This window comes from Moorena sp. SIO4A1 (assembly GCF_010672065.1).
In the GTDB taxonomy this organism is placed as follows: domain Bacteria; phylum Cyanobacteriota; class Cyanobacteriia; order Cyanobacteriales; family Coleofasciculaceae; genus Moorena.
Map to the genome: position 1 here is coordinate 18,768 of NZ_JAAHHX010000036.1, position 23,324 is coordinate 42,091.

Genomic DNA, 23,324 nt, shown 5'->3' on the forward strand with positions numbered 1-23,324 from the left:
CTAATGTTTTGGTGTATTAGAGTATGAAAACTCTCAAAAGCATCTCCAATAGGTTTTTTTATTTCGTTCTATTGCCAGCGACCCTTGGTATTTGTGCATGGCAGGGTTGGGAGTGGTGGAGTTGGGTGGTATCCCCACCCGTTAAAGCACAATCTTCCGAAGATGTCGCTCCAACCCTCGTAAAAATCGAGATTCCCCCAGGAACCCCAGGTCAGCAAATAGGCAGAGATCTGGAAGCTTCTGGTTTAATTCGCTCAGCCGATGCTTGGAAACTGTGGACTCATTGGCGGCAGCTGGTAGACCGAGATGGTGAGTTTAAAGCTGGAACTTACGAACTATCACCAACTCAACCCCTGACCAAAATCGCCGAAACCATTTGGAAAGGGAAGGTGATGCAGCTGTCTTTCACCATACCGGAAGGGTGGTCGATTCAGCAAATGGCGGATTATTTTGAATCCCTAGGATTTTTCTCGGCTGATGACTTTATCGCTGCTAGTAGCAAAATCCCCTGGGATAAGTATCCTTGGTTGCCCAGTGAGCTGCCTCATCTCGAAGGTTATTTATACCCAGATACCTATAAGTTACCCAGTGATGGCATCTCGCCACAAACAGTCATCCAACAAATGCTTAATCGATTTGAACAGGTAGCTTTACCAGTATACCAAAAAGGTCAGGACAAAACCCAGCTTAGTATCAATGATTGGGTAACATTAGGGAGCATTGTCGAGAAGGAAGCGGTAGTTGCTGAAGAACGCGATCGCATTGCTGGTGTCTTTACTGAACGGTTGCGGCGAGGGATGAGATTAGAAACGGATCCCACCGTTGAATATGGATTGGGGATTCGACAAACTGCTGATCAGCCCCTAACCTACAAGCAAGTGCGGCAACCCTCCCCTTACAATACCTATCTCAACCCAGGATTACCGCCGACCCCGATTGCCAGTCCTGGAATAGGGAGTTTGAAAGCAACCCTTGATCCCGAAGACACCGAATACCTGTTTTTTGTGGCTCGTTACGATGGCACTCATGTTTTTAGCAAAACCCTAACAGAACACGAAGCAGCTAAAAATGCCATCCGTAGAGAACGGCGAGCAAAGCAATAAACTATAACAACTCGTGATCACAGAAGCTTTATCTACTGGGGAGGTTGAGAGAAAATGCATCCCCGACCTAAGATGACGGGGATGCATTTTCGACAATGTTAATATTAGGAGATAAGGGTCTCAAAAAACTGGGTATTGACCCTACTCAGCTACCGACCGTGCGGGGGAAAGTCAGGCCAATGGAGATAACAGCCAATTAGGTTGTGCCATATAATCACCATGCCTGCGACGGATGGGGCTAGCCACTGTTGACGATTTTCTCCAAATATCTTGCAGTATCTACAAAAATATGTTAGACTTTGATTAGTTATCTAGTGTCATTGAAAACATTCTGGTTCCTTGAATTGAAGCCGAAAACCAAAGCAAACCATGATAGTGGTTGCGTTTTCTATTAAACACAGATAATAGCGCCAAGAGCGGAACAAAACCTATCTTGGCCTTGGGAGATACCCCCTGGCTGCTTAAGCAGCTTGCATTAGTGGGCTAAAATCGGCAAAGTAGATTTTGGTAGCTAAAAAGTATCGGAAGTTCAAAGGTTCAATAGAACTGAATCACTATAACCGTTGCCCGCTGCCATCATCAGGCTGAGCGGGCTTAGTGTATTGACAATTGACGGGTAAGCATCAAAAATCAACAGAGTTACCGACTTTCAATTTATCAGTTAACTAAATATGTCTTGGGTCTCAAAGTTACAACCTGACTTAATCCTTGGTGGCTCCATCTTAGACCTGACACCAGATATTCTCCAGCAATATCAGCTGTCAGGTCTAGTGTTGGATGTTGACCAGACTTTAATACCAGTGACGAAATCCCGTGTTTCTCAGGAAATTGAACGGTGGGTAGAGCAAACTAGACCGATGGTTTCCCTGTGGCTGGTGAGTAATAACCTCAGTGAACATCGCATTAGCCGTATTGCTTCCTCCCTAGATTTGCCTTACATATATGGAGCTCGCAAACCTTCGCGACGCAAGCTGAAAATAGCTGTAGATGCGATGAACCTACCTATAGACCAAGTGGCAATGGTAGGCGATCGCTTATTCACTGATGTCTTAGCTGGGAATCGACTGGGAATGTTCACCATTCTTGTAGAACCAATACGGGACCCAGCGATGAGCAAGTCTTTATACCCAATGCGTGATTTAGAAGTGTGGTTCTCTCAAGCCTTAGGGGTTTCCCTGACCACCATGCAACAAAACTTCAACAAACCTGACAAATCAACATAAACTGAAATATAAAGAAAATATTATAAAAATTACTAAACCAAAATTTGTCTGACACAATAGATAACAGTTGGAAAGAGGGTCAGCTTATATAAAGACCCTATATATGACCAACCTTTTAAATGGGGTCAGCTTATATAAAGACCCTAGATATAACAAACGCTTATCACTAATAGACAGCCCAGCCTTGAGGTAATCAGGAGCTGGGCTGTCTATGATTTGCCATTACATTACCCAGCCTTGACCCCTATTAGCCTAAGTAACGTAGCCCAATCCTCAAGAATCTGCACCAAGCTAAACCCCAAGGTAAAATTTAAGAAACATTACTTAACAAACTATCGCCAAGCATGAGCGCAAACGTTGAAATCTACACCTGGAGCAGTTGCCCCTTCTGTATCCGTGCTAAAGGTCTACTAAACAAGAAGGGAGTTGAATTTACTGAATACTCTATTGATGGTGATAACCAGGCACGGGCGAAGATGGCTCAAAGGGCAAATGGAGCACGCTCATTACCACAGATTTTTATCAATGACCAGCATATCGGTGGCTGTGATGAGCTTCACACTCTGGAATTTCAGGGTGAGTTAGACAACCTGCTCAAGGCAAGCTAACCACTAGGTGATTGACAATCTAGTCTGTAGGATCGCTCTTGGGTATTGGTATATCGCTGTTACTCGTTCCCCGTTCAAGATCTTGATCAGTATGTTACCGAATCAAATAGGATTGCTGTAGCATAGGGTAATTGCCTGACAGGGGAATTCAACCGTGAAATTTGCGTTTATCATAGACCCTCTCCCGAAACTTGATCCCGGTCACGATACTAGTGTGGCGCTGATGGAAGCCGCACAGGAATTAGGTCATGAGGTTTGGGTCACTCAGGCTCAACAATTGAGTGTTATTCAGGGTCAGGCTTGGGGGCTTCTAGAACCTGTGCAACTAACTCCAGCCAAACTCGATGACGGGCATTGGGTCGTCATCGAGCAGTGGTACCAGACTGGTAAGGCTCTGTTGAAACCTCTAGAGGAGATGGATGCTGTCTGGATGCGGACAGACCCGCCTGTTACTATACCTTACCTGTATGCGACCTATATCTTAGACTACATCAATCCAGATAAAACGTTGGTGATTAATTCACCAACTGGCATCAGGACAGCTAACGAAAAAATGTATGCCCTCCAGTTTCAGGAGGTGATGCCACAGACAATTGTCAGTCAGGATAAATCGGTGATTCGGCAATTCCTGGAGGAAAAAGAGACAGCAGTACTAAAACCTCTGGGAGGCAAAGCTGGTGAGGGGATTATATTTCTACAGCCAAGCGATCGCAATTTTAACTCCTTGGTGGAAATTAGCACTAAACAGGGTAGTGAGCCAGTGATGGTTCAGGCTTATCTGCCTGCGGCGAAAGATGGAGATAAGCGGATTATCCTCTTGAATGGTGAACCGATTGGAGCAGTAAATCGCATTCCCACAGGTAAGGAATTTCGGGGTAACATGGCTGTGGGTGGTCGAGTAGCGGCTACGGAAATTACTCCCCGAGAGGAAGAAATCTGTTCCCTGCTCAAGCCAAAACTGCAGCAAGATGGCTTATATTTTGTAGGCATAGACGTTATCGGCGGCTACCTCACCGAAGTTAATGTCACCAGTCCTACTGGCATCCGGGAAATTGACCGCTTAGATGGTACTCATCTGGCTAAACAGGTAATTACCTGGGTTGAAGCAGTTAAAAACAACGGCGGTGAAACAATATAATGGCTTAACCAGACTCTTGAGCAAAGTCATGGGATGTAATGTCGGTTTTGGGTCAGTTTTATGGATCAAGTAACAGTGCCACGGAACGATAGGAAAGCTCGAATCTGGGGGATGCTGTGTCATCTATCCTCCCTGCTATGGATTCCCCTATTGATTATGGGTCTACCTATCCCTTTGGCTAACCTGGCAGGCCCGTTGATGATCTGGTTAAACAAGAGAAATAAATACCGCTTTGTAAAGGTTCACGGTAAAGAATCTATTAATTTTCAAATCTCGATTACCCTTTACGCTACCATTATCCTGACCATATTTACTGCCTTTGCCTGGGCGTTTTTCATCCTAATTGGTGCAATAAAAGATTTTGACCCTGACTCTTGGTTGGAGCTGTTTAAACTCATAGAATTCTGGTTATGGTGTATAGCTAGTATCCTGGGAATCATTGATTCACTGCTGGTGACTATGGCCTCAATCGCTGCTCAATATGGTAGGCATTACCGTTATCCGTTTACCCTGCGATTTTTACGATAAGTCCCTAATATAAGTCACAAGATAGTCGATAATGGCTGAGTTTTCTGCAACAGGTGCAACTGAACAGCTACCAACAATTGGTGTGGCGGTAGTTGGAACTGGATTTGGACAAAAAATCCATATCCCTGGCTTTAACGCTCATTCCCGAACGGAAGTGGTGGCTGTCTATCACCGCGACCCGGATCAGGCAAATGCGATCGCAAACCAATATGATATTCCCCATGGATGCGATCGCATAGAAGACATCCTAGCTTTACCGGAAGTAGAAGCGGTTAGCATCTGTACTCCCCCGTTTCTGCACTACGAAATGGCGAAAATGGTTCTAGAAGCAGGCAAACATCTGCTACTAGAGAAACCGATGACCTTAAAGGCAGCCGAAACCCAGGAGCTTTACCAACTCGCTACAGAAAAGGGTGTTGTCGCTATACCTGATTTTGAATTCCGCTTTATCCCCTCATGGCAGCTGTTAGCGGAATATCTCGAAAAAGACTATGTGGGTAAAAAGCGTCTGATTAAAATTGACTGGTTAGTCTCTAGCCGAGCTAATCCTGAACGCCCCTGGAACTGGTATGCTCAAAAGGATAAGGGTGGCGGAGCACTAGGGGCAGTTGGTTCTCATGCCTTTGATTATATTCATTGGCTATTTGGACCAGTGCAGCGGTTGTGTGCTCAACTGAGTACTGCAATTCCAGCACGACCAGACCCCAACGCTAGCAATTTACTTAAGCCAGTAGATGCTGATGACACCTGTCTGTTATTACTGGAATTGGCAGATGGTACCCCTTGTCAACTCACTATTAGTTCCGTAACCTATCACGGGCGAGGTCACTTTGTAGAGGTTTATGGCGATCGCGGTACCTTAGTCTTAGGCAGTAACAATCTCAAAGACTACGTTCATGGATTTCGCCTGTGGGCAGCCACCGCCGGTCAATCCCTGATGGAAGTAGAAATTCCCCAACGACTAGCATTTGCTGAAACCTATCTCGATGGTCGTTTAGCGCCATTTATCCGGGTGGTTGACTATTGGGTGCAAGCCATTGACAATGGTAGCGTTACCACACTATCTCTCAAAGAAGGAGTGTACTCCCAGATGTTAATGGATTTAACCCATGAGTCTCATGAAACTAGACGTTGGGTTGAGGTAGATAAGCATAAGTATAGCGGTTTTTAATAGGGAATAGGGAATAGGGAATAGGGAATAGGGAATAGGGAATAGGGAATAGGGAATAGGGAATAGGGCAAAAAAAATTGTCTACCTCATTAGGCTAGAAATTGCTATATATCGCTTTGATAATTTTAAAATAGATTTTTGACACCAAATAGCATTTCATTGTTATTAAACAATAGCATAAATTAGGAATAAATAACTGTTAATAATTAAATTTTAAGGTAAACAAAAATGAAGAGTCAGCATCGAAAGCATCAGTTACTCAGCATTATCTCTAGTATACCTAGAGGTTTGATTTTGATGAGCACAGGGGGCATGATACTCACGACCCTAATTTTAGGAGTGGTGATGTGGCGCACTAGCTCCCGCTTGTTTGAACAAGTTAATGGTCTATTCGACTTATCACAATTAAACTTATCACAGCCAGAACCAGAGGTGGATGTGAGAAACGTTGTGGTTAATAAAGTTCGTAATGTTAGTGAATTGACCACTGCTGTGTTTAGCATGGAGGCAGTTGTTCCAACTCGTCAAGATAGAAACTTAGGACAATATCGCTTAGCGTCAACGACATTACTCTACATTGCTTATGGGGAAGTTAGAGCTGGGGTTGATTTAGGGAAATTAAGCGTGGATGATGTCAAAATCAGCAATGACTCGATCCAAGTGCAGTTGCCACCACCCCAATTACTGGATAGCAAGATTGATGTTACCCGTTCCCAGGTCTACGACTACAACCGAGGATTTTTGGGTCTTGGACCCGATGTTGCCCCTCAATTACAGATGCTAGCTCAACAGGAAACCCTCCGAAAAATTCAGGCTACTGCTTGTCAGCAAGGTGTGCTAGAGCAAGCTAATCAAAGGGCGCAATTAGTGGTGACTAATTTATTGATGACAGCTGGTTACAAAACCGTAGACGTAAAGCTTCAACCTTCATCACCATCGATGTGTTTGACAGCTTTCCAAACACCATCCTAGCACAACACATAAGCAAGATTATTGTAGTAATTAGAGTTAACTACCGGATCATGAACAATGCCAAAAACGTTCTTGGCGGAACACTTAAGGTGTGCTGCACATCTCCGATGACGGGATTTTTTCGGAACGGAAAATGTGACACAGGACCAACTGACCGAAAACCCTGAGGGCGCAAGCCCCTAAATTCTATTTATGGGGTTAGCCCGAGCAGGAATTTATTCCCTAACTGCTCGGGAACTTTTATCTCAGCTAACCGACTACAATATTAAGTAAAGATAGAAGACAAGGAGGTGATACTGAAGTGTTAGTTATGGAGTTCAAGGCTGTGTTGAAAAAGCCTCAAGAGTGGGCAATCAATGAAGCTATTAGAACTGCTCGCTTTGTCAGGAACAAAGTGCTTCGGTACTGGATGGACAATCGCGGAGTAGGGAAGAAAGAACTCTATCGCTACAACACTCAACTAAGGGACGAATTTGAATTTGTCAAGAATCTTAACAGCCATGCTTGTCAAGCCTCTGTTGAGAATGTAGAGCGTGCTATTAAGCGGTTCTTCGACAATTGCAAGAAGAAAGTCCCAGGAAAAAAAGGATACCCAAAATTCAAGAAGCATTCCAGGTCTGTTGAGTACAAGCAATCAGGATGGAAACTATCCCCCGACAAAAAGTCAATCAAGTTTACAGACAAGAAAGGGATAGGAAAAGTTAAACTCAAAGGTACGTGGGACTTATGGTGCTTCGACCAAAAACTCATCAAGCGAGTTCGTGTAGTACAAAGAGCCGATGGGTATTACGTTCAGTTCTGCGTAAAAATTGACAATTCAGAACAACTGGAAGCTACTGGATATACCATTGGCCTGGATGTTGGACTAAAAGACTTTTACACCGACTCTGATGGATATTCAGAACCTAACCCTAGATTCTATCGCAAAGGCGAAAAACGCTTAAAGTTTCATCAACGTAGAGTTTCCCGAAAAAAGAAAGGCTCTACTAACCGAAAGAAAGCTATTAATAGGCTAGGCAGGACACACCTCAAAATAAGTAGGCAGCGTGAAGAACATGCCAAGATACTGGCGCGTTGCGTAATCCGGTCTAACGACCTGGTCGCCTACGAAGATTTGAGAGTTAAAAATTTAGTTAAAAACCATTGCCTTGCCAAATCTATTAATGATGCAGGTTGGTACAAGTTTCGGGAATGGCTAGAGCACTTTGGCACTAAGTTTGGTCGGATAACTGTTGCAGTAAATCCTGCTTATACTAGCCAAAACTGCTCTAGTTGCGGAGAAGTGGTCAAGAAGTCATTATCCACTCGAACCCATGTTTGCAAGTGTGGATGTCAGTTAGACCGTGATCACAATGCCGCCATAAACATCTTAACGAGAGCCTTAGGTACGGTGGGGCACACCGGAACTTATCAAAACGCTCGGGGAGACTCGACCTCTACTCTGCTTGGTTCCGACCTGGTTGAGCAAGTTGGCTCGCTGAACCGAGAATCCCCTGGCATAAGCGCCATGGGGAGTGTCAAGTTGGTGTACATATCGTTTGTGCAGAAATGACGGAAGAGTTTCTCTCTTTTACTAAGCAAAGAGGGAATGATTTGAGTACACCATCCCCAGTCTATAATTTTCCTGGTCTTAAACCTGGAGATCAATGGTGTTTGTGTCTCAGTCGTTGGAAGGAGGCGCTGGATGCTGGGGTTGCGCCACCAGTGATTTTGTCAGCAACCCATGAAGCAGCCCTTGATTACATTCCTTTGGAGGTATTTAAGGAACACGCTGTTATGAACGGCTAATCGTTGATATAGCCGTTTTCAATTAGGTAAGGTATACATGTTTTTAGGGAGCAGGGAGTAGGGAGTAGGGAGCAGAGAATAGTTAGGTAGGGTGCGTTAGGGACGGGCGAGCTCTCATTTTCTCGGTAGCCAGTGTTAGGAAAGTCCGTCCCGTAACGCACCAATGGGTCAAACAGCTTTTAGGAGATGCACCCAATTGAAAGTCTTGGGAAAAGCCCATCTAAGCTGACTGCTGAACGCTGATTGCTGTCAGCTTATTTAATGGGCACTTAAGGAAATCAAAAGATAGAACAGTAACAAGGATATCTGTTTTCCCCCCTTACTAACTCTAAATTTTGATGAGAAAAAAACTCTTAGTGACAGGAGCTAGCGGTTTCCTTGGATGGAACCTTTGCCAGCTCGCTAAAGAAAAATGGGATATTTATGGAACGTATTTTACCCAGAAAATAGATATTCCGGGAATAAGCCTAGTAAAGGCTGACTTGAGGGAATTCCAAGACATGAAGCATCTGTTTGCTGAGATTCAGCCAGCAGGAGTAATTCATACCGCAGCTCAATCTAAACCTAATTTTTGTCAGACCCATCGAGAGGAATCATACTCGATTAATGTTACAGCTTCTATCAATATTGCTCGACTAAGTGCAGATTATGATATCCCTTGCGTGTTTACCTCTACTGACTTGGTCTTCGATGGTTTAAATCCTCCTTATCTAGAAACTGATCCGGTATCGCCCATCAGCTATTACGGTGAGCAAAAAGTTATGGCAGAAGAAGGGATGCGATCGCATTATCCTAAAGTCGCGATTTGCCGCATGCCCTTAATGTTTGGCATCACTCCCCCTACTGCCAGTAGCTTTATCCAACCCTTCCTCAAAATCCTGAGAGAAGGGCGACCATTGAGCTTATTTACCGATGAAATTAGAACCCCTGTCAGTGGCACAACAGCAGCCAAGGGACTGTTATTAGCGCTAGAGAAAGTCCAAGGTCTAGTTAATCTGGGGGGAAAAGAAAGGATCTCCCGCTATGAATTTGGTTGTCTGATGGCTGAGGTATTTGAGCTTTCCCAAGATAACTTGGGACGCTGTCTACAAAAGGATGTACCGATGGCTGCCCCTAGATCTCCGGATACGTCATTGGATAGTTCATTAGCATTTAGTTTGGGGTATCAACCGTTATCAGTGCGGGAGGAATTGGAAGGGTTACGGGGGAAAGTCGGAAAATTCTAGCATTTATATTTGAGTTGTGAACAGAATCCCTTAGGTCAAGGCAAGAGGCAAGAGGCAAGAGGCAAGAGTTAATCAAATATATAACGCTACACCCAAGGCAAAAAGTGTGTTTAGGACCTAGATACAAACGCGCTTATTTAGCGTTCTGAATCAGATGTAAACCTGTATGGTCTTTTTTGATTGGACAATTAAACTTCCGATCTCTTGCCCCTCTTGCCTTTTGCCTGTTGCCTTTTGCCTTTTTCGGTCAGAAGACGTGATTTCCCTACCGTTAGTGCGGTAGTTACCACGAAACAAAACAAATCTCCCACAAGTCAATAGTCCTAAGTGAAGAGGCAAACACCAGCAATTGGTCTTGATACTGCTGCTAACTTCTCTACCTTGGCCTATCGGTACACCTTCAACTAAAAAAGGGAATCAGATGAAAAACTTGCGTGCAATCACCCCATCCTCTTATATTATTGCTGCCTGTGCATTAACCGGAATTTTATCCTTTAGTGCAGTAACTAGCCAAGCTGGTCAAAGTAAGTTCTTACCATCAGGTAACTCTACCGCAACCGCTCAGGTTGAATCAGTAGACAATCAAGACCTACTGGCAGCAGTACCGATTCCCAGCAGTGAATTACCACCAGCCCTAGAAAAGAATACCGTATTTCGTGCGATCGCAAATGGTGGTTTCTTTGGTCAAACCGTTGAAACCCGTCTGCTCAACAATGGACAAGTGATTCAGCAGTACATACGGATCAATGGGAATAGCACTCCCACCGAGATTGCTCGCATTTCCCGTCAAGATGTCAAAGGCTTTGAAGAGTTTCTCAACAAAGACGTAGACTTTGGTCAGTTTGATCAGCTCAGTTACCCTGCTCCTATTGGTGCTGCTGATTACATCAGTGTTACTCTGAGCAGCAATGCTGGTACCACACGTTATGCCGATATTGGTCATAACCAGCTCCCGGAAGCTTTGCAGCAAGTGATTCAGAATTGGGAGACTATTGTGAGTAGTAAATGAGCGGTCAGTGGTCAGCGGTCAGTGGTCAGCTGTGGCACAGGCTTCCAGCCTGTGACCTAACCCCTCAAGTAGGGTGGAACAGGCTTCCAGCCTGTGACCTAACCCATAAGCTGATAACTGATCACTGATAACTGAAAGCTGAAAGCTAATTACTCCCTACTCCCTATTCTCCTCAGATTCTTCATCTATATCCTGCCCAATATCAAATACAATGATAAATTTCCCATCAGGCATTAACCGCTTCAGAGCCTCCATGTGACCTTCCGCATCCGAACGGTTGCGGAAACGACCAACAACTACTCTTTGCATCTTGGGCAATAGCCGAACTACCGCCCATGGATATAGGCGTTGAGAGTACGTCATAATAATAAGTTATCTCCTTAACTGGGGGACGAGAGCCAGCCTTCCGTGTGACTTCTGTAGGCTGGCTCTTACCGTGGAACGTTTCTTGATGCAATAGCGAGTGGGGGAAACCCCCAAGACCGCGCTGCATCGCTTTAGCGCCCACGGTAATTTCATTATAGCACAAATAATCTTATATTATAACATATTTTGAAAATTTTTGTAACAAACTTGTGAGGGAGTCGGGAGTCGGGAATCGGGAGTCGGGAGTAGTGGAGTCGGGAAAAATCCTGTTTCCCCAACCATTAATTAATTAATTTTGTAAGTGACTATGTGTGATGGTAGCTAGCCGCTGCGTGGACTCAAGCTACCTTAAGGGATTCTTAGGACAGGCCAAACAATGCTCCTTTGGAGCCGCTACGCGATGAAGCGTCGGCTTTGCGATCGCGTAGCGTGACCAAAGGTCAATCGCATTTCCCTACCACACCCTAAACTCTTCCGTTTCTTCCCGATTCCCGATTCCCGACTCCCGACTCCCTAAAGTTGCCAATTTTTTCTTTATCCCTTATAATAGTATTATAGGAAGAGTTAAAAATTAAGTCCACTAATGAACAAGTGCGTTGGAACTACTGAAGCGGCATCTCTATTAGGAATTTCTTCTCGACGATTGCGCCAACTCCTAGAGAAGGGTCGCGTCCGGGGTGCTTATAAAACTGGGAAATTCTGGATTATTCCTCTGTTCAACCATTTGCCACAAATTACCAAAGGGTCTCGTGGACCAAAAGGGAAATGGCGCACTAGTCGTCCTCCCGCTTTAGCCAAGATTAATGTCAATCGCAATCACATTGGCTCGAATATCAAGAAAAGCCCTCAAGACCGGAAGCCAGTGATTTCAGTAAAACGCAGTGGTACCAATCTCTACGGCAACGAAGTGGAAATCCTTGGTCCATGTAAGATTGTCTATAATCCCGATAATCCACTCGATTGTGGTGCTCGTTTGTGGATCGAAACCTTTAGTGATATTCACTTTATTGGTGGGAGTTTTCCGGCGAGTCGGTGAGGGGGTCAAGGGTTTTGGGACTATTTTGGGTAACTACGGGTTTTGTGAATACTTAATGTCGCTCACATGCCAAGGATTGCACGATAAGTTGAGGTACAGAGGGTAATCACCAAAGGTCAACCAACAGGCGTGTTTTCAATCGGTATTCTGCACTTCAAACGAATCAATGACTCTGGTGTAGGGAAAGTGGTAACGGTTTTAGTAGACTTGCTCTTCTTAATCTCTGTATGGATGAGGTTCCCATCCTGGTCATACTTCTGAGTTACCACATCTAAAGGAGTGGTCACACTGGTTACCATCTTCTCATTCTCAAGCAAATCTTTAGCTACCAAGATCGCCCGATGACCTAACAGCTATCTTGGCAGCTAAATGAGTATTTTAAATGAGATTAACCCCTTCAATAGCAAGGGATTCAATAAACTAAAAATACATTTTTAAGCACCTACACAGAATTAATTACCTACTCGCAATCTCTGTAACCCTTACATTGTAAATCTTTGAGTTTTATGAAATGTGTAATGTAAGCATTCAGCCATCAGCGGTCAGCCGTCAGCCCTGAGCCATTACCGTAGCGTGAGCCTTGGCCCAAAGCTAATAGCTGATAGCTGATACGCGACACGCTGATAGCTGATACGCGACACGCTGATAGCTGATACGCGACACGCTGATACGCGACACGCTGATAGCTGAATCCTTACTGTGTAATTAATTTTGTGCACCTGCTTATTAAAATTGCATTTTTAAATTACTTAAAGCCTTACTTATTAAGCGCTATAGCGATTATTTTATACTAAATTTATCATAAGCACCTACACAAAATTAATTACCTACTCTGAATCTCTGTAACCCTTACATTGTAAGGCTTTGAGTTTTGAAAAATGTGCAATTAATTTTGTGCACCTGCTTAGCCACACTAGGAGAGCAAAAAAAATTACCCTTTCAGGAACGCCATAAAAGGTACCCTCAAGGGTACTTTCAAACCTGAATCATGTCGTATAGTCTATAAATGTGGCCTAAATAACGCACACAAAAACATCTAAATGCTAAATGCTATTAATGGCATTTAGGATGTCTGCCATATATATAATTAGGTCTCTATGCAATAGGTTGTAATCCTTTTAGTTAGTTCATTCGCAAGATATTTTTTTAAACATGACTACACCAGTAATCGACCAGATTTACGCACAACTTAGTGAACTGTTCGGGAGCGGCATTACTGAACGATTTTGTATGATGATTCCAGGGACAAGTCTTGATCCATCAAGATTCTCATGGAACACAAATGGTGTAAAACCAGCGATAGTGAGGGCGGCTGAATCTGAACTGGTCAATCAGATGTTTTATCCTGTTCAAGTCACAGGGAGTTCCAACGGTCACCATCTCGGCTATCAGTATTTACAGGCATTAAGCGTTTTGGTTCCCCGTTTTGATGAGGAACTAATGAAAACAAAGGCCGAACTCAGAAACTTCCTCAGCTCTCAACCAGACTACCGATTAAAGGGTAAAGACTATGGAGGCAGTGTTATTGAACTGTATTCCGAATTATTTGCAAAATGGGTTGCAAAGAAACAGGAATGGGAAAAACTACAGCAAGACACAAAGGATCGGCTACGTGAAGAATACAAAGACAACGAAACGGGGAAAATCAACGAAAAGGCAGCCAATGAAGCATTCTTCGAGTGGTATGAACAAAGTGCTGAAGGTCACATGGCTGAGCTAAATGCAACAATGGGAGATGTACTTGGATTCTTCAGTCCGGAAGACATGAATGCAATTCTCGGTGTTCTTGAAGCGGGACCTGGTGGCTCAATTCAAGAAGCACGACAGAACCTTCTGAATATTAGAGAGCTTTTACCTGATGGTGGGTACGCTTATCCCGTTGAGCTAACTCCCTCAGACTGGTTTATAGATCTAACAAGTGACATAAATCCAGAAGATTTACTGGAATCACCCAAATACATCATAAGTAAACTGTCGAACAGACGAAAAGTTTTAAATGCTGCCATAAGCCAAGTTAATGCGCTTATAAAACGAAAGGTAAGCGACGAAAAATTAAAGGAAGCAAACGATGCATTGGTAGAAGCTGAAAAAGCATATAGCCAAGCACAAACTGACCTGACCGGACAGTTTTCTGATAACGCTGTACTTGCATTCAATATCTATATGGAATCCGGTGGAAGTGGTGAAGAAACAAAGGAACTGGAAGAAATCAATAACATAAAGAATACTCTTGATAAAGATGGTGATCATCAATCATCAACCATCTCCAAAGAAGATCTTGAAGAATTAAAAAAGGGACAAAAAGACCTTGACGAAAAGCAACAGGCACTCACAAATTCTGCTCTGGATGTAGCAACAAAAGGTGTTAATTATCTTAATCTTCAAGCCGGAGATTTCGGTAATCTGGAACCTCTGCTTTATCGGATCACAGCATTACTGAATGAAGTTCAAGAACTGGAGCAAAATTTAAAGCAAGCAGCCAAAAAAGCTGATGAAAAAAAAGACGAAACACCGCTACCTACTGTAGGAGAGAGATTAGAACATAAATCCAATAAATCGGAAGGCTCAGACCGTTTTATGGATCTGACAATGTATGTCACCTCTGAAGCAATGGATCATACCACTACCCTCCAAACAAGTTTCGAGCAAACCGATTGGCACGTTAGCTTGTTTTTTGGAAGCGCCGGGGGACACAAAGAAAAGTCAACGCTTCATAGCACTGACAAATTCACAGAGATCAGTACAGCAATAGAGATCGGAATGAAAGTTGCAAAAGTTAACATTGAACGCAACTGGTTTGAACCTGGTATTTTCAATCTGACCTCTACAATGGATCGCCTGTCCAACCAAAAGGTTACTTTCGGATTTAACGAACTCGAAAACGCACGTAAGCTTGCAAAAGAAAAACCTGAAGAAGCTCAACAAGCTCTTAATGATGCACTTGAGAACGCTAGGAAAACTTTAATCCCTTGCTTCCCAAGTTCTTTTTTAGTGGCAAAAGACATTACTATCCGTTTCAAAGCAAATGAGAACAGTCTCAGTGCAATTCATTCAATGCTTGACAGCAAATCCTCAATAGGTGGAGGGTTCCTGTGTTTTAGCGCTTCACACTCTGAAGCATCTCATTCTGATGATAAAAGGGTGAGTTCATCCATTAAGGAGAAAGTGGTGACAATCAATATTCGAGTCCCACAAATAATTGGATGGTTCCTCCAATTTGCTCCTGAAGACCAGAGTAAACCGATTTCTGCCGACACATCAGAGACAAACACAAAATCAATTAAAGAGTATGTGAAAACCCTTGCAGAATTACAACAGTCTAACGCTCCAGCTTCTCCAACTCTACGAAGAAGCCCTATGATGAATCTCATGGTGACAGGTGCTGATGTTGATCGAGACCACCCATATTACGATCCAGCAGACGATTCAGATTCAGATTCAAACTATCAAGGCTATGATCCTAATAAAGATCCAAACCCTTCCCCAGACGATTTAGGTGCCATTACGGCAACAGGTAATGTATCAAATGATCTTAATTTTTGGCTGGATAATAAATATTATAAACGACACCAACCTACAGCTCACGTAACAAATAACTCAAAAATAGTATTTATTTGGGAAAACGCTTACTACAACCCCGCCAGAAATGACAAAGATCTTAATTTATTCAGTATCAGGGCAAATCTCCACTACAACATTGCAACAAAAGTAACAACAATGGGCGCGTTATGGATAGATCAACATCCTAACGTACAGCTTCATCCGGCAATGAGCGGTGGGTTATATAAGTATATGAACAACATAGCCCAATCTCTGATATGAATATACCCTAATTTACCTTAAAAACGTCGAATGACCTCTCATTCGGCGTTTTTATTGTCTGCAAAAAATCGATAAATCCTAGTGCTATTTTTCAATATGTTTAACGCACTAGTAAAGAGCCATAAAAATGTTAATAAAGTCCGTGGCGATAAGTATAGAATGGCTTTGGGATTCCATTAAAATACACTGACAGGATACAGGAGACAGGATTAACATTGACAGATTACGAGACTACGGGGGTGACAAGGAAAGCACAAAGTAGATGGATAAGACTTGCAGCCTTCAACCCTCGCTGATAATTGGCCCATTTCTGGCGACTTAATTTCATTAATGCCTGAGTTTAAGAGCTAATTTGTAAAGTAAATATTAAGAAGCCTGAAAACCTTGCTATGATTGTCTTTTGGGTATTAAATAGTTCAATTGTTCTAGTTTAGCCCAAGCCTTATCCTACAAGGATTACAGCGAGTTTACAAATCAGCTCTAAAGCGCGAATAATTGCAAAGACTCAAACCATGTTTGCCCATGTAAGCCAATATAAAAATTGGGCGTTGCTGATTCTGGATATGTCAGAGGATTTACACTTGAGGATTTAGCCACATATTTGGGATAGTTATATCTCCAATTTTGTCCTCGATAAATCCCTCCAATTTCACCCTCTGTTACTTCTAGTAGAGAGGGTTGAACGTCGTAACTTAGACCACGATACCTAAGTTTCATATCTCCTCCGATTGTTAAGTTTGTCAAACTTATATTAAATTTTAAAAAACACTTATGGATTTAAGGCTATTTTTCTGTTAAATCCTGGTTATATTTTTTTAACCTTATAATTCCGATAAAAATATGACTGAAACCGTTGCTTGATCAGGGTTCCATTTAAATAACTATACATAAACAAATAAAATTTTTTATTAATAAATTTACTAATAGTTTCTATGCCCTTACTTGGGAGCACTCCCAAGGGATGCTCCTTTGGAGCCGTTACGGGATGGCATGACCGACCATAGCTCAACTCTTCCGCTTGTTCAGAAGTTGTGGACGGGGATTAACAAATGCGATTGACCTGCATGTCACGCTACGCGATGCTCCTTTGGAGCCGCTACGCGAACGCATTTTCCAACAGCTATAGCGATCGCATTTCCATATCATATGCGATTGACCTTTGGTCACGCTACGCGATGAAGCGAAGCTTCCGCGCTTATGCGATCGCATTCCCGATTCCCAATTTTCCAACTATTCCGATATTGACGCAGTCGCTAATATTGGAAACCACAGCACTTGATTTGCTCTCCACCCTCTCCACACTTACCACACTTTAGCTACTTTCATCCCTATTTAAAAAAAGTTGCCAATTTTCTTTTTATCTATTAAAATAGGATTATAGGAAGAGTTAAAAACACTCCATGAACAAGTGCGTTGGAACTACTGAAGCGGCATCTCTATTAGGAATTTCTTCTCGACGATTGCGCCAACTCCTAGAGAAGGGTCGCGTTCGCGGTGCTTATAAAACTGGGAAATTCTGGATTATTCCTCTGTTCAACCATTTGCCACAAATTACCAAAGGGTCTCGTGGACCAAAAGGAAAATGGCGCACTAGTCGTCCTCCCGCTTTAGCCAAGATTAATGTCAATCGCAATCACATTGGCTCGAATATCAAGAAAAGCCCCAAAGACCGGAAGCCAGTAATTTCAGTAAAACGCAGTGGTACCAATCTCTACGGCAACGAAGTGGAAATCCTTGGTCCATGTAAGATTGTTTATAACCCAGATAATCCCCTCGATTGTGGCGCTCGTTTGTGGATTGAAACCTTTAGTGATATTCACTTTATTGGTGGAAGTTTTCCGGCTAGTCCCTGAATCGGGAATCGGGAATCGGGAATCGGGAATCGGGAACAGGGAAAAAGAGCTGATTGCTAGAGCGATTAGAATGGTTCAATAAGCACCCAAGAATCGCTTATCGCTGACAACCATGAGTTCTCAACCACCCTCCAAACCACCAAAAACCATACTTAGTCAGCTAACTCAGGTAGTACAGACCATTCATGCGAAGGTCAATCTTCAAGCAGTAGCACTAAAGCCTAATGCTAGAGTGCCGGAACTTTGGGTGCAAGACGCTAATACCAACAAATCCGATGTCTATCCCCTGGTTGGGGACCGTTACGTACTCGGGCGCAGTTCCAAATCCTGTGACATAATCGTTCGCAACCCAGTAGTCAGTCAAGTTCATCTCTCCCTAGAACGGTATGGTAGGCGTGGGCGTAGGTTTATCATAAAAGACCAAAACTCTACCAATGGTATCTATCGTGGCAGACGCCGACTTTCCTCCTTGCTTCTGTATCACGGAGACACCCTTACCATCGGACCACCAGAACTAGCTGCATCAGTTGAGCTACAGTACGTCTATCCTCCCCCCTGGTATATCCAAGGAATTCGTTACTTTCTCTATGGCATCGGTGGCTTAATTGCCTTAGTGGTATTACTAATTGGATTTCAAACCCTGAGAGCACCATCAGTCAGGCCATTGCCCGAGGGAGTTACAGGTCCTGTGATTGTTTACTCTCGTGACCAAATTCCCCTACGGCAACCCCGGACCGATGCTCACCGAGAACTGAGGAGGTTATCGGATTTTTCCCCATATTTGCCCAAAGCAGTGATTGCTTCAGAAGACAGCCGCTTTTACTGGCACTTTGGAGTAGACCCCTATGGGATTATGCGAGCTGTGGTGCGGAATCTTCAAGGGGGAGGCATTCGCGAAGGTGCTAGTACCATAACTCAGCAGGTAGCACGAAGCCTATTTCCGGAGTATGTCGGTCGAGCCAATACCGCAGACCGGAAAGTGCGGGAAGCAATTATTGCCCTGAAGTTAGAGACAGTTTACAGTAAGGACGCGATCTTAAAGGCTTACTTAAACCGAGTTTACTTGGGTATAGAAGCATTTGGTTTTGAAGATGCTGCTCAATTTTATTTCGACAAATCAGCAGCTAATCTGAATATCCAAGAAGCCGCAACTCTGGTAGCAAGTTTACCAGCACCCAATAGCTATAACCCGATCCAGAATTATGATACGTCATTACAATTACGGAATCGGGTGATTGACCGGATGCACGCTTTGGGAATGATTAGTCGAGAAGAGGCTAATCGAGCTAGGCGATCGCGGATTGAAGTTAGCCCGAAAGCCCGACAAATTCTTTCTAGCACCAAGGCACCCTATTTCTATAACTACGTTTTCCAGCAATTGAGGAGGTTACTGGGCAAAGAGTTGGCTAAGGAAGGTAATTTTATTGTAGAAACTACTGTAGATACCGAGTCTCAGGCCAAAGCTGAAGCAGCTCTACGGGACTATGTCAAAAATACTGGTAGCCGCTTAGGATTTTCCCAGGGAGCGATCGCAAGCCTGAATACCAGTAATGGCGAGATTCTAGCCATGGTTGGAGGTGCCGATTACCAAAAAAGCCAGTTTAATCGGGTTATCCAAGCCAAGCGTCAACCAGGCTCAACCTTTAAACTCTTTGCCTATGCTGCTGCCTTAGAAAAAGGGATTTTACCAAGCAAAACCTACTCCTGCTCTGGGATTAAACGGATTAGACGTTGTGAGCGGTCTGGAGATGCTACTAATATTGATATGTATGCTGGTCTGGCTCAATCGGAAAATGCAGTAGCGATCAGAGTAGCTCAAGATGCTGGTTTAGATAGAGTAGTACGGCTGGCGCAACGGTTGGGTATTAGCTCAAAACTCGAGCCTGTGTTTGGTTTAGCCTTAGGTCAAAGTGAGGTTACTCTGTTAGAAATGACTGGAGCCTATGGTGCGATCGCAAATCAAGGTCTGTGGTATCGTCCCCATGGTATTGTCAGAATTCTCGACAGTAGTGATTGCACCGATAACCAAGACTACCAAACCTGTCGAGTAATCTACAACTTCGCTGATCAGCCAACTATCAACAAGCAAGCGGTTTCACCAGCGGTAGCCAACACCATGACAGAAATGCTTCAGGGTGTAGTCACTAGTGGCACCGGTCGCAGTGCTCGGATTGGTCAAGGAGAAGGGGGAAAAACCGGTACTACTGATAAAAATGTAGACTTGTGGTTTATCGGTTTTATTCCCAAGCATCAGATCGTTACAGGGATTTGGTTAGGTAATGATAATAATTCTCCTACTAGTGGCAGTAGTAGCCAAGCTGCCCAGTTGTGGGGGATGTATATGGGTCAGGTGGTAGAGAAACAGAGTTGATACCGAAATTGGTTGGATGGGGAGATGGGGAGATGGGGAGATTGGGAGAAGAGAAAGTTGTTGCTTTGACCGCAACTTGGTATCAAAGGTGATCAATCCAAAAGCTGATCAGGATTGATTCCCATTTGTTTGAGTCGAGACTTCAAAGCTTCAAGCTCTTGTTGAGCTTGATTAGCAGCTTGTTGAGCTTGAGTAGCCCGTTGCTCAGCCTGTTGAGTTCTCTCATTTTCGGAGGGATACCGTCTAGCATTTTGGTCGTACCAATACAACCACTCCCTAGTCCAATCAAGATAAGTTCCTTCTGCTGTGCCTATGCCCAAACCAATTTCCGGCATCCAGACCGGATTCCCTGGTTGACGCACATACACTCCATCTACCAAGCGATGCACTTCAAAGCTATCCCCTTTTCGAGGTTGAAAGTTATCGCTATCATAAATAACGTAATATAATAACCCTAAGTCAGCATAGTCTAATTTTTTCTGGTCATACTCGCCGTTATAGGTTTGAGAGACAATCTCGATCGCGAGAATTGGCACAACACCATTTTCTTCCCACAACACATAACTTAAACGTCCCTGACGACCCTTAGGGCGAGTTTTCCATCTCTGTACTCCTAAACTCAGGAATCCATCAGGCACTATGGCTGACTGTTTGGGATTGTAATAGTATCCCATATCTATACCAAAAAACCAATCCCTGCGCTCTGACCAGATTATCGATAAAATCGATTTCAATAAGTGAGGGATGGTATCTTGCAGTTCATTATCCACAGGGGTTTCATCAGAAGAGGGTAATTCTTCTGAACTCGGAAGGTATTGTAACGGGTCATAGTTTAACATGGTTCCATTGGCTAGACCTGACTGGTGACATGTTAGCAGTTTCACGAAGTACCATTATCTTGGCCATAAATAAGATTAGGTTGATTGGCAGTTCTATAGTATTTTGGGGAAAAGCCAATTTTGCTTTGTTGTCAGGTTTTTTATGAAACAGCTCCTCAACCAACTACACAACCAACGCAAATACATAAAATCCCTAATTATCCCTCTTTTAGCTATCTTGTTAGCAAGCGGAATAATTGCAGCACCAGCCAATGCCATCAATGTCTATCAAATGCCTAACATTAGCGCTGGAGAACCGACTTGGGTAATTGACAAGTCAGAGGTTCTGTCTCGCTTTACAGAAGGCAAGTTGACTCAATCCTTAGAGGATTTAGCGAAAGCAACGGGCAATCAAGTTAGACTGGTCACTGTCCATGGCCTAGATTATGGTGAAACAGCAGCAACTTTTGCCCAAGGGTTGTTTGAAAAATGGTATAATACTCCAGAAGACCAAGCTAATCAAACCTTGATAGTGCTCGATACTGTCACCAATAACAGTGCTATCGTTACTGGCAATGCCGTTAAGGAAATTATGTCCGATGACATTGCTGAAAGTGTGGCTTCTGAAACCCTACAGGTGCCGCTGCGGGATGGTAACAAGTATAATCAGGGTTTCTTAGATGTAAGCGATCGCATAGTAGCTGTTTTATCTGGCGAACCTGATCCCGGTCCTCCTGTAGTTGAAGAAGAAATCAACATTGCTGGCAACTTTAAGAGTGCAGAAGAAACTCAAGAGAGCAATGCTACCCTTTGGGTTGTAGTGATCTTGGTTGTTGCTACAGTTGTGCCGATGGTTACCTACTTTTTCTACCAAGGTTTTTCCTAAAGTATCAGGTAAGCGAACAGCGAGTTTTTTTTAAAACTCATAAATTGGTTAAATTGGTAATGGGCAATGATTTAGATGTTTGCCTATTACCATTAAATCTTTTGTTGATGACTTCGTAGTAGTTGAATTCTGTAATTAAGTATTGTCCGTGGAAGAGGACAAGGGAAATGCTAACCAGATCCAGAAATAGAGTAGCAGGAAAATAATGGGCATAGCAATCGAAAGGGCGACCGTTACAATCCGTACAGCCAGAACTGAAATCCTAAACCGTTGAGCAATGGCTCCACAAACCCCTGCAATTACCTTATGGCGTCTGCTCCTCGTAAACCGGTTTCTTGTGCTCCCTGAAATCTGATCTTCTGACTTTTTAAAACGCTTTACTAAGGTAATCACCAATCCCACAGTACCCACAAATGCGGAGGGAATTGTAAAGATGGCAAACCCATAAGCAAAAGTCATGAACGAAATAATATTCCCAAGCCAAGGCTGTTGCGGACAAGTAAATGACATTGTTCCCATTCCAACAGATTCACAGCCAAAGAACAGTGCCAATTGGACTCCGCCAAAAGTGAGCAAAAGTGGTAGAATACCGTAGAGAATACAACCTGCGATCAGATCCGTGTGTTGCGAAAGTGTAACAGAACGACGGACAGGAATGGCAGCTAGTGCTGGTCCAATGAAAAATAACAACAGGAGTAAAGGAAGGTAAATCATGCCAGAGTTAATGGCATGCTAAAACCACAGCCTTAGAGCCCTTGGTGTTAGCACCCTTGGTGAAGAACTACTCCTATGCTAGCCCAATCTCTCCCAGATCGGGAAAGATGTGAAGCTCCTGTGGGGTTAATAGTCTCAAAGAGATGATATATATCTCATCACTTCTGGAGTCGCATCAAACCATTCCCCAGAAATCCTAAGATGTTGGAACTTTCTGTGAAATTCTGTTTCCATCTTAGCACTTCCTGGGATAATTTTTATTAGTTCTAAAGTGGTTACACTCTTAGTTTCAAGCCCTCTAATCTTACCATTGGGGTTAGTAGTGTAACCAATCCGAATCGCATTGCGTCCCTTGTCTAAGATAAAGAAAAGCCTAGCTGGATTGTCTTCGTCAGAGCTGGATAGGCAGCTTTGTACTAAAGTCCCTGTGGCTTTGTGCAACCGAATAAAGGTTTGAGCGTCACTAGCGTATTCTGGAAGCTTAGAACGCTCTACGGCCATGGTCATATAACGCAATGCGGCGGCGTGTCTTCCCTCCGACGCTTCATCCACAGCCAGAGCTAGCAAGTCATAGGGTGAGCATTGGCGAAAATTACTCATTCATTATTGTTGTAGTTCGGCTTAGCAATACCTGATTTGTCTGCTACGAAGTCGTTATATTACCACACTCCATGACCTTGTGTCAAGCCACA

The 23,324-nt window shown here is 43.5% G+C and carries 25 protein-coding genes and 1 pseudogene; 18 read left to right on the forward strand and 8 right to left on the reverse strand.

The window, feature by feature from the left end; all coding sequences use genetic code 11:
- Positions 1 to 23 precede the first annotated feature (23 nt).
- From mltG to F6K53_RS22345, 10 genes and pseudogenes are all read left to right on the forward strand, one after another.
- Positions 24 to 1,103, forward strand: a complete 1,080-nt coding sequence (mltG, locus tag F6K53_RS22300; protein ID WP_293063834.1) for an endolytic transglycosylase MltG — start codon at positions 24 to 26, stop codon at positions 1,101 to 1,103.
- 671 nt (positions 1,104 to 1,774) lie between these two features.
- Positions 1,775 to 2,326 carry a YqeG family HAD IIIA-type phosphatase gene (locus F6K53_RS22305; RefSeq protein WP_293037796.1) on the forward strand — a complete coding sequence of 184 codons (552 nt, stop codon included), beginning with the start codon at positions 1,775 to 1,777 and terminating at the stop codon, positions 2,324 to 2,326.
- 344 nt (positions 2,327 to 2,670) lie between these two features.
- Positions 2,671 to 2,934, forward strand: coding sequence for a glutaredoxin 3 (grxC, locus tag F6K53_RS22310; protein WP_293063832.1), 264 nt, complete (start codon positions 2,671 to 2,673; stop codon positions 2,932 to 2,934).
- A 154-nt stretch (positions 2,935 to 3,088) separates the two neighbouring features.
- A complete protein-coding gene (gene gshB, locus F6K53_RS22315; protein WP_293063830.1) occupies positions 3,089 to 4,072 on the forward strand; it encodes a glutathione synthase in 984 nt (327 codons plus the stop codon).
- A gap of 60 nt (positions 4,073 to 4,132) precedes the next feature.
- Positions 4,133 to 4,600: a DUF4870 domain-containing protein gene (locus tag F6K53_RS22320; protein WP_293026201.1), complete on the forward strand. Its 468-nt coding sequence runs from the start codon at positions 4,133 to 4,135 to the stop codon at positions 4,598 to 4,600.
- 31 nt (positions 4,601 to 4,631) lie between these two features.
- On the forward strand, positions 4,632 to 5,771 hold the full coding sequence (locus F6K53_RS22325) for a Gfo/Idh/MocA family oxidoreductase (RefSeq protein WP_293063827.1): 1,140 nt from the start codon (positions 4,632 to 4,634) through the stop codon (positions 5,769 to 5,771).
- A gap of 312 nt (positions 5,772 to 6,083) precedes the next feature.
- Entirely contained in the window at positions 6,084 to 6,743 is a 660-nt protein-coding gene (locus tag F6K53_RS22330) for a DUF4230 domain-containing protein (RefSeq protein WP_293082237.1), read from the forward strand.
- Positions 6,744 to 6,793: 50 nt separating this feature from the next.
- On the forward strand, positions 6,794 to 6,910 hold the full coding sequence (locus F6K53_RS22335; protein WP_364300532.1) for a DUF2237 family protein: 117 nt from the start codon (positions 6,794 to 6,796) through the stop codon (positions 6,908 to 6,910).
- A 134-nt stretch (positions 6,911 to 7,044) separates the two neighbouring features.
- Positions 7,045 to 8,295 (forward strand): transposase, encoded by a 1,251-nt coding sequence (locus F6K53_RS22340; protein ID WP_293063822.1) that lies wholly within the window; start codon positions 7,045 to 7,047, stop codon positions 8,293 to 8,295.
- Positions 8,268 to 8,531, forward strand: a pseudogene (locus F6K53_RS22345) (DUF2237 domain-containing protein); the annotation flags it as partial. The gene F6K53_RS22340 and the pseudogene F6K53_RS22345, both read left to right, overlap by 28 nt.
- Here F6K53_RS22345 and F6K53_RS22350 read toward each other — a convergent pair.
- The gene (locus F6K53_RS22350) at positions 8,528 to 8,692 is read right to left on the reverse strand and encodes a hypothetical protein (RefSeq protein ID WP_293063819.1); all 165 of its coding nucleotides are present in this window, start codon (positions 8,690 to 8,692) and stop codon (positions 8,528 to 8,530) included. The pseudogene F6K53_RS22345 and the gene F6K53_RS22350 overlap by 4 nt on opposite strands.
- 177 nt (positions 8,693 to 8,869) lie before the next feature.
- On the opposite strand from F6K53_RS22350, the gene F6K53_RS22355 reads away from it, so the two are divergent.
- Positions 8,870 to 9,757 (forward strand): NAD(P)-dependent oxidoreductase, encoded by an 888-nt coding sequence (locus F6K53_RS22355; protein WP_293082253.1) that lies wholly within the window; start codon positions 8,870 to 8,872, stop codon positions 9,755 to 9,757.
- 150 nt (positions 9,758 to 9,907) lie between these two features.
- Here F6K53_RS22355 and F6K53_RS22360 read toward each other — a convergent pair whose 3' ends face one another.
- Positions 9,908 to 10,054, reverse strand: coding sequence for a hypothetical protein (locus tag F6K53_RS22360; RefSeq protein ID WP_293054676.1), 147 nt, complete (start codon positions 10,052 to 10,054; stop codon positions 9,908 to 9,910).
- 124 nt (positions 10,055 to 10,178) lie between these two features.
- On the opposite strand from F6K53_RS22360, the gene F6K53_RS22365 reads away from it, so the two are divergent.
- Positions 10,179 to 10,766, forward strand: a complete 588-nt coding sequence (locus tag F6K53_RS22365) for a hypothetical protein (RefSeq protein ID WP_293063812.1) — start codon at positions 10,179 to 10,181, stop codon at positions 10,764 to 10,766.
- Between the two features lie 156 nt (positions 10,767 to 10,922).
- Here F6K53_RS22365 and F6K53_RS22370 read toward each other — a convergent pair whose 3' ends face one another.
- Complete coding sequence (locus F6K53_RS22370) at positions 10,923 to 11,129, reverse strand: hypothetical protein (protein WP_293063810.1); 207 nt, start codon at positions 11,127 to 11,129, stop codon at positions 10,923 to 10,925.
- Positions 11,130 to 11,715: 586 nt separating this feature from the next.
- Here F6K53_RS22370 and F6K53_RS22375 point away from each other — a divergent pair.
- Positions 11,716 to 12,168 carry a DNA-binding protein gene (locus tag F6K53_RS22375; RefSeq protein WP_293063808.1) on the forward strand — a complete coding sequence of 151 codons (453 nt, stop codon included), beginning with the start codon at positions 11,716 to 11,718 and terminating at the stop codon, positions 12,166 to 12,168.
- Positions 12,169 to 12,284: 116 nt separating this feature from the next.
- Here F6K53_RS22375 and F6K53_RS22380 read toward each other — a convergent pair whose 3' ends face one another.
- Positions 12,285 to 12,500 (reverse strand): hypothetical protein, encoded by a 216-nt coding sequence (locus F6K53_RS22380; protein WP_293063806.1) that lies wholly within the window; start codon positions 12,498 to 12,500, stop codon positions 12,285 to 12,287.
- An 820-nt stretch (positions 12,501 to 13,320) separates the two neighbouring features.
- Here F6K53_RS22380 and F6K53_RS22385 point away from each other — a divergent pair.
- Positions 13,321 to 15,990, forward strand: a complete 2,670-nt coding sequence (locus tag F6K53_RS22385) for a hypothetical protein (protein WP_293063804.1) — start codon at positions 13,321 to 13,323, stop codon at positions 15,988 to 15,990.
- Between the two features lie 480 nt (positions 15,991 to 16,470).
- On the opposite strand, the gene F6K53_RS22390 is transcribed toward F6K53_RS22385, so the two are convergent.
- Positions 16,471 to 16,734: a DUF4278 domain-containing protein gene (locus F6K53_RS22390; protein ID WP_293063803.1), complete on the reverse strand. Its 264-nt coding sequence runs from the start codon at positions 16,732 to 16,734 to the stop codon at positions 16,471 to 16,473.
- A gap of 305 nt (positions 16,735 to 17,039) precedes the next feature.
- On the opposite strand from F6K53_RS22390, the gene F6K53_RS22395 reads away from it, so the two are divergent.
- The 3 genes from F6K53_RS22395 to F6K53_RS22405 all read left to right on the forward strand — a co-directional run bounded on the left by F6K53_RS22395 (position 17,040) and on the right by F6K53_RS22405 (position 20,214).
- Positions 17,040 to 17,306: a hypothetical protein gene (locus tag F6K53_RS22395; protein ID WP_293063800.1), complete on the forward strand. Its 267-nt coding sequence runs from the start codon at positions 17,040 to 17,042 to the stop codon at positions 17,304 to 17,306.
- Positions 17,307 to 17,390: 84 nt separating this feature from the next.
- A complete protein-coding gene (locus tag F6K53_RS22400) occupies positions 17,391 to 17,843 on the forward strand; it encodes a DNA-binding protein (RefSeq protein WP_293063797.1) in 453 nt (150 codons plus the stop codon).
- Between the two features lie 112 nt (positions 17,844 to 17,955).
- Positions 17,956 to 20,214 (forward strand): PBP1A family penicillin-binding protein, encoded by a 2,259-nt coding sequence (locus F6K53_RS22405; RefSeq protein ID WP_293025298.1) that lies wholly within the window; start codon positions 17,956 to 17,958, stop codon positions 20,212 to 20,214.
- A 92-nt stretch (positions 20,215 to 20,306) separates the two neighbouring features.
- On the opposite strand, the gene F6K53_RS22410 is transcribed toward F6K53_RS22405, so the two are convergent.
- Positions 20,307 to 21,053, reverse strand: coding sequence for a Uma2 family endonuclease (locus F6K53_RS22410; RefSeq protein WP_293063408.1), 747 nt, complete (start codon positions 21,051 to 21,053; stop codon positions 20,307 to 20,309).
- 142 nt (positions 21,054 to 21,195) lie between these two features.
- Between F6K53_RS22410 and F6K53_RS22415 the strand changes: the two genes are divergently transcribed.
- Positions 21,196 to 21,918 (forward strand): TPM domain-containing protein, encoded by a 723-nt coding sequence (locus tag F6K53_RS22415; protein ID WP_293063793.1) that lies wholly within the window; start codon positions 21,196 to 21,198, stop codon positions 21,916 to 21,918.
- A 135-nt stretch (positions 21,919 to 22,053) separates the two neighbouring features.
- Here F6K53_RS22415 and F6K53_RS22420 read toward each other — a convergent pair whose 3' ends face one another.
- Entirely contained in the window at positions 22,054 to 22,632 is a 579-nt protein-coding gene (locus F6K53_RS22420) for a PspC domain-containing protein (protein WP_293063791.1), read from the reverse strand.
- 135 nt (positions 22,633 to 22,767) lie between these two features.
- The gene (locus F6K53_RS22425; protein ID WP_293025295.1) at positions 22,768 to 23,232 is read right to left on the reverse strand and encodes a GIY-YIG nuclease family protein; all 465 of its coding nucleotides are present in this window, start codon (positions 23,230 to 23,232) and stop codon (positions 22,768 to 22,770) included.
- Positions 23,233 to 23,324 lie beyond the last annotated feature (92 nt).